The 14,627-nt window shown below is 55.8% G+C and carries 13 protein-coding genes; 10 read left to right on the plus strand and 3 right to left on the minus strand.

What is annotated here, in order from left to right:
• Positions 1–4: 4 nt before the first annotated feature.
• Genes CMQ96_RS13655 through CMQ96_RS13690 form a run of 8 tightly spaced genes read left to right on the plus strand, consistent with a single transcriptional unit; the run spans position 5 to position 9,654 of the window.
• A complete protein-coding gene (locus CMQ96_RS13655) occupies positions 5–2,116 on the plus strand; it encodes a peptidase domain-containing ABC transporter (RefSeq protein WP_049088661.1) in 2,112 nt (703 codons plus the stop codon).
• A complete protein-coding gene (locus tag CMQ96_RS13660) occupies positions 2,113–3,273 on the plus strand; it encodes an efflux RND transporter periplasmic adaptor subunit (protein WP_098066919.1) in 1,161 nt (386 codons plus the stop codon). Before CMQ96_RS13655 ends, CMQ96_RS13660 begins: the two co-directional genes overlap by 4 nt.
• Positions 3,273–5,216, plus strand: a complete 1,944-nt coding sequence (locus CMQ96_RS13665; protein ID WP_098066920.1) for an ABC transporter permease — start codon at positions 3,273–3,275, stop codon at positions 5,214–5,216. The genes CMQ96_RS13660 and CMQ96_RS13665 overlap by 1 nt, the downstream gene beginning before the upstream one ends.
• The gene (locus tag CMQ96_RS13670; RefSeq protein WP_098066921.1) at positions 5,213–6,610 is read left to right on the plus strand and encodes a TolC family protein; all 1,398 of its coding nucleotides are present in this window, start codon (positions 5,213–5,215) and stop codon (positions 6,608–6,610) included. Before CMQ96_RS13665 ends, CMQ96_RS13670 begins: the two co-directional genes overlap by 4 nt.
• Positions 6,597–7,850 (plus strand): beta-ketoacyl synthase, encoded by a 1,254-nt coding sequence (locus CMQ96_RS13675; RefSeq protein WP_024358472.1) that lies wholly within the window; start codon positions 6,597–6,599, stop codon positions 7,848–7,850. Before CMQ96_RS13670 ends, CMQ96_RS13675 begins: the two co-directional genes overlap by 14 nt.
• Positions 7,847–8,653, plus strand: a complete 807-nt coding sequence (locus CMQ96_RS13680; RefSeq protein WP_049088665.1) for a MaoC family dehydratase — start codon at positions 7,847–7,849, stop codon at positions 8,651–8,653. Before CMQ96_RS13675 ends, CMQ96_RS13680 begins: the two co-directional genes overlap by 4 nt.
• A 16-nt stretch (positions 8,654–8,669) precedes the next feature.
• Entirely contained in the window at positions 8,670–8,921 is a 252-nt protein-coding gene (locus CMQ96_RS13685; RefSeq protein WP_004137379.1) for an acyl carrier protein, read from the plus strand.
• 1 nt (position 8,922) lies between these two features.
• Positions 8,923–9,654 (plus strand): SDR family NAD(P)-dependent oxidoreductase, encoded by a 732-nt coding sequence (locus CMQ96_RS13690; RefSeq protein ID WP_004137381.1) that lies wholly within the window; start codon positions 8,923–8,925, stop codon positions 9,652–9,654.
• Positions 9,655–9,680: 26 nt separating this feature from the next.
• Here CMQ96_RS13690 and CMQ96_RS13695 read toward each other — a convergent pair whose 3' ends face one another.
• Genes CMQ96_RS13695 through CMQ96_RS13705 form a run of 3 tightly spaced genes read right to left on the minus strand, consistent with a single transcriptional unit; the run spans position 9,681 to position 12,133 of the window.
• The gene (locus CMQ96_RS13695; protein ID WP_098066922.1) at positions 9,681–10,946 is read right to left on the minus strand and encodes an HD domain-containing protein; all 1,266 of its coding nucleotides are present in this window, start codon (positions 10,944–10,946) and stop codon (positions 9,681–9,683) included.
• Complete coding sequence (locus CMQ96_RS13700) at positions 10,912–11,400, minus strand: FidL-like protein (RefSeq protein ID WP_004137386.1); 489 nt, start codon at positions 11,398–11,400, stop codon at positions 10,912–10,914. Before CMQ96_RS13700 ends, CMQ96_RS13695 begins: the two co-directional genes overlap by 35 nt.
• Positions 11,393–12,133, minus strand: coding sequence for a winged helix-turn-helix domain-containing protein (locus CMQ96_RS13705; protein WP_098066923.1), 741 nt, complete (start codon positions 12,131–12,133; stop codon positions 11,393–11,395). The genes CMQ96_RS13700 and CMQ96_RS13705 overlap by 8 nt, the downstream gene beginning before the upstream one ends.
• 172 nt (positions 12,134–12,305) lie before the next feature.
• Between CMQ96_RS13705 and CMQ96_RS13710 the strand changes: the two genes are divergently transcribed.
• The gene (locus CMQ96_RS13710) at positions 12,306–12,626 is read left to right on the plus strand and encodes a FaeA/PapI family transcriptional regulator (protein ID WP_004137390.1); all 321 of its coding nucleotides are present in this window, start codon (positions 12,306–12,308) and stop codon (positions 12,624–12,626) included.
• Positions 12,627–13,386: 760 nt separating this feature from the next.
• Positions 13,387–14,538, plus strand: a complete 1,152-nt coding sequence (gene fucO / locus CMQ96_RS13715; protein ID WP_004137392.1) for a lactaldehyde reductase — start codon at positions 13,387–13,389, stop codon at positions 14,536–14,538.
• The last annotated feature ends 89 nt before the right edge of the window (positions 14,539–14,627 follow it).

Genomic DNA, 14,627 nt, shown 5'->3' on the forward strand with positions numbered 1-14,627 from the left:
AATAATGAAAAAGATTATCCCTGATATGGTTTTCCAGGAAGAGACCAATGAGTGTGGCCTTTCCTGTATTGCGATGCTGGCGCAAACCCAGAATATTCAGTGTTCTCTTCCGGCATTGCGGGAAATTTTCCCGGCATCCGATCACGGGACTTCGTTAAGCGACTTATCTCTTATTCTGCAACAGATTGGCATCGCCACCGCGCCGGTGCTGTTCGATCACGAAGAACTCCATGCGCTGCCGTTTCCGTCCATTCTGCACTACGGCGCCAGCCACTATGTCCTGCTGGCCTGGCGCAAAGGGGATTACGTCTGCGTGATGAATCCGGCGATTGGCCAGCAGTGGCTGCCTTTCTCGGCGTTGAAAAAAGAGATTAGCGGCTACGCGCTGATCCTTGAAGAGTCTCCCGGCGTTATTGACCAGCAGGCGCCTGTTATTACCGGCGCACAGCAGGAGATGCCGCGGGCGATGAGCCTGAAGGAGACCGCGGCGGTGCCGGGCATTTATAAACTGATGCTCTTGACCTTCCTGGTGTCGCTCACGCTGTTTTTAATGCCGACGATGGTCAGCCGGGCGATCAATCAGGCTTTCTCTGACGTTCAGAATACGTCGTTTCCCTATTTGTGGTTCATCCTCGCTTTTGTCATTTCCACGCTGTTGGCGCTGGGCGTGAGGGTCATTAGCGAGCGTTTTATCCGCCGCTTTGTGCTGCTGAAGAGCGATATCGGTTTTTCCCGCTTGCTGAATAATCCGCTGCGTTTTTTTGAAAAACGCGCGCCGGGGGATGTGTTCAGCCGCTTTATCGCCTGGCAGGGCGGGATGCTGCAAAAAATCGAGCTGGATAACGGCCTCCGCTCGGACTGGATCATCTGCGTTATCGCTATCGGCATTATGTTCTGGATCTCACCGGTGCTGGCGCTGATTTCCGCCGTGGGCATTGTGGCGATGGGGCTGATTAGCGTCTGGGCCATCTTCCGCGACCGCTGGTATACGCAGCAGCTGCAGCTAAAAAGCGCGACGCTGAATGACTTTTTCATGGAAACCCTTCAGGGGGTATTAACCATTAAAACCGCCGGGCTGGAAACGCAGCGTAAAGCGCAGTTTGCCCGTTTGTCACACGACCTTTTCACCTGCCTTCAGCGGCAGAAAGTTTACCAGCAGGTAAAAGAAGGTCTGTATCAGCTCACCGGCAGCCTCGAGATGGTGGTCTTTATGCTGGTGGTGCTGCCGCTGGTGAGCGCAAAGCTTATCTCGCTGGGCGACTTTTTTGCCTATAGCTTTTTACGGCAGATTTTTACCTCCTACGTCACGCGGATATTCTATGCCGTGATCCGTAAATCGCAGCTGCACGTGATTGATACCCGCGCACAGGGCCTGTTTACCCGTGAGGAACCTGCGACTCCTCAGTTATCTCCGCTGCGTGGGGAGGCGGTTCCACAGCTGGCGTTTGAGGCGGTGAGCTTTCATTATGCTCCGCAAAGCCCGGTGCTGAATGACGTTGATCTCCGGCTGGAACCCGGCGATCGGGTGGCGATTGTCGGCGATTCCGGCGCCGGAAAAAGTACCCTGCTACGGCTGATGACCGGGCTTTTTTCCGCACAGCATGGGCGCATTCTGCTGGACGGCGAAGAGGCGACCGCCCGACAGCTGGCCTCGCAGGTGTGGCTGCAGAGCCAGGAAGACATCCTGTTTAACGCCTCGGTGCTGCAAAACATCACCCTGTTTGATCCGTGGTATAGCGACAGCGATCGTGGGCGAGTAGAGGCGTTGGTCGATAAAATGGCGCTGGGGCCGGTGGTTCAGGCGCTGCCGGGAGGGATGGAAGCGCTGATCCGCGAGAGCCATTCGGCGCTCTCGTTAGGCCAGCGTCAGCGGCTGATGCTGGCGCGGGCGCTCTACAGTAACCGGCCTATTTTGCTCTGCGATGAACCGACTGCCAATCTTGATGACGAAACCGCGGAAACGGTGATCGCCGCGCTGTGCCAGCACTGTCGCGAACAAGGCAAAACGCTGATCGTGGTGACCCACAGTGCGCCCATTCTGCATCACTTCACGCGGGTATATCGTCTGGATGAAGGCGAGCTGCGCGATATCGCCCAAGGAGCGCTGGGCCAATGAGGCGACAATTTTTACGCCGCCGTAAAGCGTGGCTACTTGCGCTAGTCGCGATCCTGGCCACTATCGCCGCCGTTTTTTATCAGCGCTCGCTTCCGGCCCAGGCCGAGTCGCTCTACGCCGTTGCGCTCGAACGGGGGGATATCGAAAAAGTGGTGCTGGCGAGCGGGATTATTAAACCTGCCGTCCAGGTGAGCGTCGGCGCGCAGGTCAGCGGCCAGCTACGCAAGTTATACGTACGTCAGGGTGAGCGGGTGCGCAAAGGGCAGCTGCTCGCCGAAATCGACCCGACGCTGCAGCTTTCCGACTTACGCAACGCCACCGCGCAGCTGGCCAGCGCCAGAGCGCAAAAGCTGGCCTCCGAGGCCACGCTGGTGCAGTACCGCAAAGCGTTGGCGCGCGAGCGGGCGATGAATCGCGATGGCTCAGGGGTGAGCAGCGATCTTGAGCAGGCCCAGGCGCAGTATGCCGCACAGGTTCAGCAGATAGCGGTCAATGAGGCGCAGATAGTGCAGGCGGAAATGAGTGTGCAGTCCGCCAACGCCAACCTCGGCTATACCCGCATTCTCGCGCCCATGGATGGCGAAGTGCTGGGCATCGTCACCCGTGAAGGGCAAACCATCGTCTCCTCGCAAATCGCGCCGACCATTCTGGTGCTCGCCGATCTCGATAAAATGCAGGTCCAGACCCGCATTTCCGAAGCCGATATCCAGAAAATCCATCCGGGACAGCCGCTGTGGTTTTACGTTATTGCCGATCCGCAGACGCGTTACGAAGGGGAGCTTGGCTATGTCCAGCCCGCGCCGCAGGAGGCGCTGGAAGTGCAAAACGCCGGCGCTTCTGCCGGTAATCAGCAGAGTAGCGCCATTTACTATAACGGCACCTTTGAAGTGGATAACCGCCAGCGATTGCTGAAAACCTCGATGACCGCTCAGGTGTTTATCCGCATCGCGCAGGTAAAAGACGTGCTGCGCGTGCCGGTCGCCGCGCTGGGACGTTCGCTCGGCGATGAGCGTTACATTGTGATGGTACAAACGGCGAGCGGCAGCGAGGAGCGTACCGTCCGCATCGGGATTAACGATCGTCAGTATGCGCAGGTGCTGGAAGGATTGCGGCCCGGCGAGCGGGTGGTGATCCCCCAGGACGCGGGGTCTGTCTGATGGCTGAGCCGCTGATCGTGCTGCACAACGTCACGCGTCATTTTACCGCCGGGACGCAGATTATTCCGGTGCTGAAATCCGTCTCCCTGACCATTATGCCCGGCGAGATGGTGGCGATTATGGGCGCTTCCGGCTCGGGTAAATCGACGCTGATGAACATTATCGGCTGTCTGGATAAGCCCAGCAGCGGCGAGGTGTATATCAACGACATCGCCATTCATCAGGCTGATAGCGCGTCGCTGGCGGAGCTACGCAGCCGCTGGCTGGGGTTTATTTTTCAGCGCTACCACCTGATGCCTTATTTGACCGCGGAAGAGAATATTGCCATCCCCGCGCTCTATACCGCGATGCCCGCCGCTGAACGCCAGGCGCGCATTGCGCTGCTGGCAGAAAAGTTGGGCATTGATGGGCGCTTACAGCATAAACCCGCGCAGCTTTCCGGCGGCCAGCAGCAGCGGGTCAGCGTCTGTCGAGCGCTGATCAACGGCGCGCAAATTATTCTCGCCGATGAACCCACCGGAGCGCTGGATAGCGTCAGCGGCCGGGCGCTGATGGACGTTCTGCACCAGCTGAACGCCGACGGGCACACGGTGATCATCGTGACCCACGATCGCGAGGTGGCGCAGCAGGCGCAGCGGATCGTCGAGATCAGCGATGGGCAGGTAGTCGCCGACCACGCCTATAGCGCGCGGGATAATCGTGACGTCCAGCGGCTGCCCGCGGTAGAGGATAACGGCCGGGCTTCGCTATCGCGCAGTATCGGCGAGTCGGTGCGCATGGCCTGGCGCTCACTGCTGGGACATCGGATGCGCGCCTTTCTGTCGATGCTGGGGATCATCATCGGTATCTCGTCCGTGGTTTCTTCAATGGCGGTGGGGGAAGGCGCCCGGCAGAGCATCATGAACGAGATTGGTAAGCTCGGTAATACCACGTTGGAAATCCGCCCGGGTACCGGCTGGGGCAGCAAGCGTCCGGATATGGAGCGGGCGCTGTCGCTGGATGATATCGCCAGCCTCGGCAGGCAGCCCTGGGTACTGGGGGTATCGCCGATTGTTTCCAGCATGACCACCGCGGTACGTCAGGGCTTTGATTCCTCGATAATTCTCTCCGGCGTTTCCGCTGAGTACTTCTCACTGCAGGGGATGCGTTTTATTCAGGGCAACGGTTTTACCCACCGCGATGTCGAGGATCGCGAACCGGTGCTGGTACTGGATGAAACCAGCAGGGAGACGCTGTTTCCCGGCAATGAAGATCCGCTAGGCAAAATTGTGCAAATCGCCGGCGCGCCGTGGCGGGTAATCGGCATTGCCAGCAAGCCCGGGCCGAAGGTGGTCAGCGGATTTATGTCGGCGTGGATCCCCTATACCTCGCTACTGCAGCGGATTTCCGGCGATAAGCCGCTGGAGGCGCTGACGCTGCGCTTTCAGGAAACGCTGTCGCCGCAGGACGCGGCGCGCCGTGCGGAAAGGCACCTTATCCGCGAGCACGGCAAAAAAGATTTCTTTGTCCAGACCGATGAGCAGCTGGCCAAAGCGCTGCAAAAAACCTCCGACTCCATGTCGCTGCTGATCACCGCGATTGCCGCTATTTCATTGCTGGTCGGCGGCGTCGGGGTGATGAACATCATGCTGGTTTCGGTAACCGAACGTACCCATGAGATTGGCATCCGGCTTTCGGTCGGCGCGCGCCCCTCGGACATCATGCATCAGTTCTTAATTGAGGCGGTGATGATCTGCGCCCTCGGCGGACTAACGGGCGTTTTAGGATCCTGGGCCGCCGGTAACCTGTTCGCCCTGCTGACGCAGGAGTTTTCTATGGTCTTCACCTGGCTGCCGGTAGCGATGGCCTGCGGCTTTTCCGCCCTGATTGGCCTGACGTTTGGCTATTTCCCGGCGCGTCGTGCGGCGCGGCTAAACCCGACGGAGGCGCTGGCCCGCGAATGAGACCGCTGACTTTATTACCGTTCATTGTCTTGCTAACGGGCTGCGGCAATTTGACCCGCAGCGACTATCAGCGCCCGCTGCTGTCGGTGCCGGAAAGCTGGCAGCGAACGGAGGGGCAAAGCAACGCGCTTGCGCCGGAGAACGCGCCGCGCTGGTGGGATCGTTTCGGCGACCAACGCCTGTCGCGGGTGGTGGGACAGGTGCTGGAAAGCAACAACGATCTGGCCGCTGCCGCCTTAACGCTTAAACAGGCGCGCCTTGCCGCCGGATTAACCCAGACCAATATCAGCCCCGACGCGACCCTGAGCGGCACCGGCAATAACTCAAAACCGCTAAACAGCGGCGGGTCGCAGGAGAGCTACAGCGCCTCACTGTCCCTGAGCTATGAGCTGGATCTGTGGGGCAAGCTGGCGCGGATCCGCGAACAGAGCGAATGGGAGGCGGTAGCCAGCGAACAGGATTACCGGGCGACGATCCTGTCGACGATTGATACCACCGCGCAGCTCTACTGGAACATTGCGCTGTTGAATCAGCAAATGGCTTACCAGGCAACGAGTCTCGATATCGCCAGGCAGACGCTGGCGCAGATTGAGTCCTGGCAGCGAGCGGGGAAAGTGGGCCTGCTCGATGTGCTGCAGGCGCGGCAGACGGTCATCAGCCGTCAGAATCAGCTGCTGAGCCTCAAGCAGCAGCGGGCTATCTCCCGCAACGCGCTGGCGCTGCTGCTCAACAGACCGCCAGCTCAGCACACCGATGAATCTGCCGCGCTGGATGTGCGTCAGCATATCGCCATTGCCAGCGCCACGCCGCTGGCCGCGCTCGCCAGCCGGCCGGACCTGCAGGCGGCGGAATCGCGGCTGCGCGCGGCGCTGGCGGGTTCCGATGCGGCGCGGCTGAGCTTCTATCCCACGCTGTCGCTGCAGGGAACGCTGAGCGCCGGGAGCCAGCTCTTTCACCAGTGGTTTAACGACCCGCTGCGCACCGTGGGCAGCAGCGTTTCCGCGCCCTTTATCCAGTGGAACACGGTACAGCTCACCGTGGAGCAGGCCAGCGTGAAGGTGCAGCAGGAGGCGGTTAACTTTCGCCGCACCGCCTATACCGCGCTGTCGGAGGTGGACAACGCGATGGAGAAGCTGCTTAACGCCGATGAGCAGCGCGAACGCCTGCTGCAATCGCTGCTGCTGGGCGAGCAGCGCCTGGCGCTCACCGAAAGCCGCTATCGGGCGGGTGCGGTGGACTACCAGACCCTGCTGAACGCGCAGGACGCGCTGCTCGACGTACAGAACAGCCTGGCGCAGAACCAGTACGACTATCTTTATGCCACTTTGCAGCTTTGGCTGGCGCAGGGAGGCAATAACCCGCAACAGAGGACTTCCCAGAATGAGTCACAGTAAACCCCCTTATCGCGTGGTGATAACCGGCTATGGCGCGGTGACTCCCCTTGGCGATAGCGCTGCCGAAAGCTGGCAGGCGATTATGGATTATCGACGCGGTTACCGCTATGTGGATCTCTCCGCTAACGGCATCCACACCCATTTTATCGGTCAGGTGGAGAATGAACCCAGCCTCAAGGGGGTTCCCGCCGCCATTCGTCGGCGTCTGCCGCGTCACGCTCGCCTGGCGCTGGCCGCCGCGCGGGAGGCGGTGGCGATGGCCTTTGCTGGCGAACCACCCACCGATTCTCATGACCCGCTGAGGTGTGGCGCCATCATCGGCTCCGGTTGGGCAGGGTTGGATGAAAGCTATCTGGCGGTACCGGAATTTGAGAAAACGGGCGTCTCTTCGCCCTTCAGCTGCTTCTTTTCGATGCCGAACGTGACCACCGCGGCCTGTAGCCAGCTGTGGAATCTGCGCGGCTACCAGAACACTCCGGTCGCCGCCTGCGCCACCGGAACTATCGCCATTGGCGAGGCCTATGATGCGATTCGCTTTGGCCGCGCCAGCATGATGCTCGCCGGCGCCGGGGAGTCGTTAAACAGCGTTTGCGCTATCTGGAATATCGATGTGCTTGGCGCGCTGAGCCGGGAAACGTCATCGCCGGAGCGGGCCAGCTGCCCGTTCAGCCTGCAGCGCAGCGGATTTGTACTTTCAGAGGGCGGAGCGGTGCTGTGTCTGGAAGAGCGCGAGAGCGCCCTGGCGCGGGGCGCGACAATCCTCGCGGAGGTCACCGGCTACGCCAATTTTTCCGACGCGGTGGATTTTACCTCCCCGGCCGAAGACTGCGTGGCCCGCGAGCAAACTATCCGCTGGGCGCTGCGCGCCGCGGATCTCCAGCCCGCCGACCTCGACTATATCAACGCCCACGGTACCTCCACGCCGCTCAACGATATTAACGAAACGCGGTCGCTGAAAAAGGCGCTGGGCGACGAGGCGTATCGCATCCCAGTCTCCAGCACCAAAGCCTACTCCGGGCATCTGATCGCCGCCGCGGGGAGCTTCGAGACCATTGTTTGCCTGCAGGCGATGGCGGCGGGGATCATGCCGGCGACGGCGCATCTGACGCAGCCAGACCCGCAGTGCGATCTCGACTATATCGCCGAAGGGCATCGTCAGGGAGAGATCCGCCGGGCGCTAAATCTGAGTTTTGGTTTCGGCGGCGCGAACGCCGCGCTGGTACTGGAGAAGCACGGGTGAAGCGGCTGCGCTATACCCTTGCGGACGCCCGGCAGTGGGCGGCGTTTTCCGGCGACGATAACCCCATTCACTTCGACCTCGCGGCAGCGCGCGCGATGGGCGACGGCCGGCTGAGCGTCCACGGGATGCGCGCGCTGCTCGACGTGAAGCGCGACGTCCAGTCGCGGCTGACGAACCCGCTCACCGGTTCTGAACGCTACCTGAAATGCGTGGTTCGCCTGCGCAGGCCGCTATGGTGCGATAGCGACTGGCTGCTCACTCCCGGCGCCGCGAAAAATCGCGTCTTGTCCGCCGCGTCGGTCAGCAGCTCGCAGGATGATGAAGTCTGTTTGTCATGCCAGATGAGCCTCGCCGCCGGGCCGGAATCGCTAACGGGAAAACAGCCCAGCGAACTTGCACCAAAGACGCTGCTTGCGCTGCAATCCCATTTCAATAGCGCCTGGCCCGACCTGGCGCAGTGGCAGTTTCTTGACGCGCTGCTATTCCGCCAGCTTATTAGCGATCCCGCGCTGCTGCGCCAGGCGAATATCGCGACTCTGCTCGGAGCGGGGGAAACCTCGTTGCAGCAAATTTTTACCCGCTATCCGGTGCTGCAAACCCACCAGGAGGTGGTGTTTGATGTTCATCTCGCGGGCAAAGCGACGCCGATCTGGCCCGAATCGCTATCGCTCTGGCTGCTGCCCTCGCTGGTGGTCGGCCAGGTTGAGCAGGGCGCGCTGGTGCGCATCGCGGCGGCGGCGCAGCTGGATAACCTGATAATGACCAATGTGGTCACGCTCAAAGTTGGCCCAATGACCAATTGATAATTAAGGATAATTTATGATTGCCTATGATGATGTTCTGCAAAAAGTATGCGAAATGATTTGCGACGCGAAAGACCTTGAGCCCGATGAGGTGGAGGAGAATACGCCGCTGGTTCGGCTGAAGTTGGACAGCCTCGACTACGTCGAACTGATGGTGCTGGCAAAGCGTGAATTCAACATTACCCTGGAAGCGGACTGGTTTATTCACAATCCAGGGATAACTCTTGGCGAACTCTGCCAGCACATCAGTAAAGAGTCAGGCAGCTAATATGGCACAAAAATGGATACTGATTACCGGAGGCAGCCGCGGCATCGGTCGGGCGCTGGTCACAGGTCTGGCGCAAAGCTGGAACGTGGTATTTACCGGACGCGATGAGGAGGCGATGAACGCCACCCTGGCGGAGTGTGAAAATTCAAGCCACCGGGTGCGGGGATACGCCTGCGACGGCAACGACGAATCGCGGGTGGCGCAGCTTGCGCAGACGCTGCTGGCCGAGCGGGGGGCGCCGGAAGCGATTATCCACAATGCCGGGATCGCTCGCGACGGCCTGCATATTCGCCAGAACGCCGCGCTCTGGCGCGAGGTTTTGGACACCAATGTGATCTCAATGCTTAACTGGAACCGGGTGCTGCTGCCGGCGATGCTGATGCAGCGGCGCGGCTCCATCGTGATGATGTCGTCGGTCAGCGCGGTAAAGGGCAACGTCGGCCAGACGGCGTATGCCGCGAGTAAAGCGGCGATGAGCGGCATAGCGCGCTCGCTGGCGCTGGAGGTTGGGCGCTTCGGCATTCGCGTCAACTGCCTGGCGCCGGGCCTGATTCGCACCGAAATGCTCGAAGAGATACCCGCGCAAAAATTAAAAGAGATGCGCCAGGCGATACCGCTGCGCAGGTTGGGCGAAACCCACGATGTGCTGCAGGCGGTGGCGTTTTTAATCGGTGAGGGGAGTCAATATATGACCGGGCAAACCCTGGTTCTGGACGGCGGATTGAGCGCCTGAGTCGTGCGATCAGGCCGGGTTAGCCTTTAAACAGAGTGAGTGAGTTGCGCAATGCGATTCACTAACTTTTTTATTTCGCCCGCGGTAGCACGGTGGATCTGAATAATCTGTGAAGAATATTGCGCAATCAGGGCCAGCATCAACGGGGGAATTTCCTCTCCCGGATTATTTTTAATTAACTGCGCCAGCGATTTCTCTTCCGCTTTTGGCCCATTGAGCGCATGGACCACCCGTCGGCTTACCGCGATAAGCATGGCTTCCGGTTGCAGAGTTTTATTATGCCATTGCGCCGACGCGGGATCATTTTGCATGACCAGCCACTCAGAAATATCATCAATACCTTCAATGGGATAAAAATAACGCTGGGCTTTATCCGATAAACCCACGCGCTTTGGCGGCGGGCTGTGATCCAGACAGGAAATATTATGCAGTAATCCGCCAATCTCTACTTTTAGCGCTTGCGTGGCGCTCATCTCCATTTTTGTTGCCAGATAACCGGCAATATGGCCGATGGCCGCGGAGTGCCAAGGCGTCTGCTGGCTGAACTGATCGATAATAAAAGAGACCAGCTCGGCAATGTCGCGAAGGTTGTGCAAAGAGAGTGTGTCGTTATGCACGCCGGAGATTGCTTTAATGTAATCGCGATAGTCGGTGGAAGCCATGACCGACCAGAAATGGTCATCGGCGGAGAGGATTCGGAAGGCCTGAATATACTCTTGCTTATAGAGAATGGGGGCGCCGGCGGCGGCGATGTCGACCAGCTTTTTGCTTAATAATGGGATGTGTTCGGTACGGTGCTGGCAATACAGAACATCCAGACGGTCCGCAAAGAATAACAAATGGCTCTCTTCGGGCACCCGCTCGCCTTCACTATAATGCCCGAGACCGTTGCGCCAGTGGGTATGGTGATAGCGAACGATTTTGTTGAGCGGACGAAACAGCGGAATGCGGCTAAGTAATTCGCTGCCGATGAGCGCATGATGGTTGTGTTCGTTATCAATATAGTTAAGCGGTTCAAGACGCGATTTTTCATTTAATCCTCCGACATCATGGATGAGCGCCGCCAGAATGGTTTTACGCCGCTGGGCCGCAGAAAAATCGACTAACTTAGCCAGATGCGATGCAATAAACGCTGTTCTGACATGGTGCAGATTGAGCCGGGGGTTAATCATATCAATGATATTCGCGATGCTGCCTAAGGTCGGTAGTAAATGTATCGTCATGATATCAGCATAATTAAAATTAATGAGATGAATCTCAATCAATGATTGTATTCTGACGCTGGCAACCATATTGTGGGAACGTTTGATTACCGAATAAAATAGTATCATCATTAACGTGATTGATATAGATGATTCGATCATTACTTTGGTTGCCAAAGAGATTTTGCCGGGCGATATTTTCAGGCGTATTGTCAGCGTGATGGCGAGTGATTTGCGAATCAATGATATAAAAGAGATGACTGGTCGCAGTGGTTCTTTTTAATGTGATAGCAATGGTGCGGGAGACAATGTATTTATCGCCATTGCTGGTGAGCAATCCCTCAAGACTGATTAAAAGACGGTTATTAGCAAGCTGAGCGGATAGCAAACCCTGTGAGCGGAGAATATTCTCATTTATATCCTCTGTGAGGTCGTACTGTGATTTACAGGAAAAGGTGTCATGGCTGCGGATATCTATATAGAGGAACGCAGCGACTACCAGCGTCAGGGCAGTGGCGAGGAATATTATAGCGTATTTACGCATTTTTTATTTCCTTATAGTAGTAACTGTGGCACTGCTGGTCCTTCATATCACATTTGAGGATGAATATATCCATATAAATACCTAAGCCTTGTGGCTGATTTAATTGTCGGTTGAAAAGGTAGATTTTCTTAGGCGTCGAACAATCAAGCCCAGAGGGGAACAGCTTTTTATTGCTGAGGATTTCGCGCGCGCGCTGAGCGCCAGAGCCATAAATAGTACATTTATCCTGGGTGAAAACTAACGTAGTAGGCTGTTTTTTATACATAAAAAAAGGTAAAAGCAGCAGAAAACCTATCAACGACAGGATAAAAAAAATGGCCGCTTTGCGGTGCTGCCATAGTAAACTTCGCTGGGGAAGGTCGGCGGTAAGAATCGGCAGAGTGAAGGAGGATGAATAATCATTATCGCTGGTGATAATGACTTCCTCAGAAATCTTAAAGCCGATTCGCGGTACCGTAATAATCACATTTTTCTCAATGCCGAGATCGGCAAGACTACGCCGCAGCGTTGAGATGTATTGGTTAAGATTGCTATTTGAGGGCCTGGCGCCATATTTTTCAAACACCGACTGAAAAATATCAACGCGAGAAATAATATCCCCTCGGTATTGTAACAGATTGGTTAGGAGGCGAGTGGAAGTCGCAGAGAGTTCAATACAATCACCGGTCAACAGATTGACCAGGGATGCTTCCTCAGTATCAAATGTAATAAATCCCTCTATATCGAACCGCATTTTTATCTCCGCACGGAATTAAAAATTCACTCTTTATATCAGGGTTTTTATCATAAAAAAAAAGTGAATTTCAGATAAATGTACTGTTTAAGTTGAAATTTAAAGCTAATGTTGCCGTTTTCGTGGGGGCAATCCATACTGCCGGGTACTGAATGACAGAAGGAGCTGACTCATGAAGATTTCATTTTCATCCTGTACCCCACATTCAAATCAAAATTCTGTAACCGCAGTTGAGAGTTTGCGCTCATTGATGAGCTCAATGGGCATCAATAAATTCTCCGGGGTCGTTGTACCAGAGCAGGAGTATATTCTTTATGTTTTAAAAGAACATGGACCTGAGGGGTTGCTTACTCGGGAATTAGCGGACAGGTGCGAAATGTCAATATATAAAGTCAGACATTTGCTACTGCCGTTGGAAAAGTATGGTCAGGTGAACAGAATAAAAGTTAATAAGCATCATAAATGGTATTTTTATAATAAAAATATTGACTAATAGTCATACTAACAAGAGGCTATGATGTTTGCAATAAATATAGATCTCTTAGGCGTTTTTTCTAATTTTTTATGAATTTTGAGAATTAATATCTCGCAAATAACAGAGAATATTCTTAATAATGAAAATTTCCCAGCTCTTAAAAAATCCCTTGCGCTATCCGTAGGGCGATAAGCAATTATCCATAATGACAGATAATTCTTATGCGATGTTTTTAAGCGGTGGCCAGCACCGGGGATAGCCGCTTTTGTTGAGTAAATGACCTTTTTGTTAACTAAGCGTTAAATTTGCGGTATGCAATCTGCGACGGCGTACGTCGGGAGCGTACGGATAAGGCTGAGTGGTAAGCAACAGATGTGCAGAATAATCGCAGAGTGTGGTCATGAAATATTGACTTCGGCCGTACGACGCTATCCTGTTCATTTTTCGTCCCGGCATAAACGGCTTTTTTGCCATACGAACGAATACTGGCGGTAGAAGAAAAATAATGTGATCAACTTCAATAATATTTACCGTGAGTTAATGTTCTTCGCCAGCTTATATTGTGGTGAGGTTTAGCAATCTCATTAAATTTGCGGATGATGATGTCCAGTATGCTGGACAAACTTGATGACAACTGTGCGATGGGTTAATTAACTGCGATTGCGTGCAGGGCAATTAGGGCGTTATTTGATATTAAATAATAAAACGGCTACGTCAGTCACGTTACTGTAGGGCTAAATATTATGGTTATCAAACACTCAGATTGAGGGAAGCACGCATGGCTTACAGAATGATTTTAAACGAAACCTCTTATTTTGGCCCCGGCTCGATTAGCTGTATTGTCGATGAAGTCAAAAAACGCGGCTTCAAAAAAGCGCTGGTGGTCACTGATAAGGATCTGATCCGTTTTAACGTTGCGACAAAAGTCCTGGCTATTCTCGACGGAGCCGGGCTGCCTTACAGCATTTTTGATGACGTTGTTCCGAACCCCACCATTGAGGTTGTGCAGCAGGGCGTAGAGACGTTTAAGCAGTCGGGCGCCGATTACCTGATCGCCATCGGCGGCGGTTCACCGCAGGATACCTGTAAAGCGATAGGCATTATTATTAATAACCCCGAGTTCGCCGACGTTCGCAGTCTCGAAGGCGGGGCCGATACCAAAAACGCCGCCGTACCGATGATCGCGATCCCAACCACCGCCGGTACGGCGGCGGAAGTGACCATCAACTACGTGATTACCGATGTTCAGAACCGCCGCAAATTTGTTTGCTATGACCCGCACGATATCCCGCTGGTGGCGATTATTGACGCCGAAATGATGGCCAGCATGCCAGCCAGCCTGAAAGCGGCGACCGGCGTCGATGCGCTGACCCATGCGATCGAAGGTTACATAACCAAAGGCGCATGGGAACTCACCGACATGCTGCATCTGAAGGCCATTGAGGTGATTGGCCGCTCGCTGCGCGCTTCGGTACAGGGCGACGCGCAGGGTGCGGAAGGAATGGCGCTGGGGCAATATATTGCCGGGATGGGCTTCTCTAACGTTGGTCTGGGGCTGGTCCACGGTATGGCCCACCCGCTGGGCGCATTTTACGGTACGCCGCACGGCGTGGCTAACGCGGTGCTGTTGCCGCATATCATGGCCTATAACGCCGAATATACCGGCGAGAAGTATCGCGACATCGCGGTTGCGCTTGGTAACAAGTCGGCGGCAACGATGCCGATTGCCGAAGCGCGTCAGGCGGCGATAGAGGCGGTGGCGCAGCTGAATCGCGACGTCAATATCCCGGCGCGTCTGCGCGATGTCGGTATGAAAGAAGAGGATATTGACGCGCTTGCGGCGGCGGCGCTCGCGGACGTGTGCACCGGCGGCAACCCGCGTGACACCAATCTGGAGGAGATTAAAACGCTGTATCGGCAGATCTTCTAATTTAGCAATCGCAGCGAAGCCGGTAGCAATATCGGCTTCGCCGTTCAGAAAGTAACGTTTTGGTAGGCCACCGCCCGGCAGAATAATGT

The organism is Klebsiella sp. MBT K-1, assembly GCF_002556465.1.
Classification (GTDB): domain Bacteria; phylum Pseudomonadota; class Gammaproteobacteria; order Enterobacterales; family Enterobacteriaceae; genus Klebsiella; species Klebsiella grimontii.